The following is a 1,281-nucleotide window of genomic DNA, read 5'->3' as shown; positions in this document are numbered from 1 at the left end:
TGGATAGTTTTGATATTTTTCGGCCAAGCCTCCTTGTCCTTCATCTGGCCAAGAAGCACATCCGCCTAAAAACATGAAAATGAAAATTACTATGCGCGCCTTCATAAAACTCTCCCTGATAACCTCTATACTGCATCAATAAATGGAATGGTTTTATCCACTCTTAATAAGTTCATTAACTTAAACGGCTGTCCGGTGACATTAAGTAAAGATAGCTTATTACTTTGTTTTTCAATTCTTTTATATAGAAAAACAATAGCACCTATTCCGGAAGAGTCGATAAATTCGGTTTTAGAAAAGTCTAAAACAACACAATTTGAGTCTTGCTCAACGAGCAGCTCAAACTGATCTTTTAGCTCATCGACAGCAAAGCCTGAAAAGTCATTAGGAATGGTAACAACGGTGTTATCTATTTTATTGGCTACATTTTTCATTTTAATTACCTATTAAAAGTATGAATTCAAATAGACAATTACAAGAAGAATGCCAAATTTAATGCATTGAAAAATATAACATTTATTGGTTTTTTGATTGGATTTTGAAATGGAGGTGCATAATGCAATTGCTTTTTGGGTGTGCAATTGCATTATGCGAAGCGGGTTATTGGCCTTTACCGGTAAAAATAACAACCAATGTTTTAAAGAAAATAGTCAATTCCATATAACACCAGCTACGAGCTGATGAAGTACTCAACATATAGGCGTAATCCCAACCAATTTTATTACGTGCATCGTCAATAGTTTCATCATAGCCATTCATTACTTGCGCTAACCCAGATATGCCTGGCTTTATGCCATAGGTACGCTGACAAAAATAGGGAATATCTTTTTCAAGTTTTGAATAAAAAACAGGCCGTTCAGGGCGAGGGCCTATCAACGACATATCACCTATGAGTACGTTCCAAAGCTGAGGTAATTCATCTAACCGTGTCTTACGAATAAAGCGCCCTACAGGGGTAATACGCGGATCATCTTTACTTGCCCACACTGCTCCACTTTTAACCTCAGCATCAACCACCATAGAGCGAAATTTTAATACGTTAAAAAGTGCCACAAAGTCATCATCACTTTGCCCTACTCTTAACTGTTTAAACAACACAGGTCCTTTAGAGCTGAACTTAATCACCAATGCAACCATGAGCATTACAGGAGACAGAACAATTAAGCCAATAGCAGAGCCTAAAATATCAATACTGCGTTTTACTGCTCTGATTATTAAATTATTAGACTGCTTAGTTTGGTGAACGCGCTGCCAATGCTTACTATATTCACCGCGTTCAAA

General features: G+C 36.9%; 2 protein-coding genes. Both read right to left on the bottom strand.

Annotated features, from left to right (window positions below; all coding sequences use genetic code 11):
• Nucleotides 1–125 precede the first annotated feature (125 nt).
• Nucleotides 126–434 (bottom strand): STAS domain-containing protein, encoded by a 309-nt coding sequence (locus P20311_RS02630; RefSeq protein ID WP_008109353.1) that lies wholly within the window; start codon nucleotides 432–434, stop codon nucleotides 126–128.
• A gap of 166 nt (nucleotides 435–600) precedes the next feature.
• The coding region (locus P20311_RS02625) for a sugar transferase (protein WP_202945606.1) at nucleotides 601–1,281 on the bottom strand (681 nt) is incomplete at its 5' end.

It is taken from the genome of Pseudoalteromonas sp. BSi20311, from assembly GCF_000239875.1.
Classification (GTDB): domain Bacteria; phylum Pseudomonadota; class Gammaproteobacteria; order Enterobacterales; family Alteromonadaceae; genus Pseudoalteromonas.
Note: the sequence above shows the minus strand (reverse complement) of the source record. Positions and strands in the feature narration are given on the sequence as shown.

Bases quoted from the DNA above. Each gene is read 5' to 3' on its own strand.
- P20311_RS02630 (WP_008109353.1), bottom strand. From the start codon at position 434: ATGAAAAATGTAGCCAATAAAATAGATAACACCGTTGTTACCATTCCT.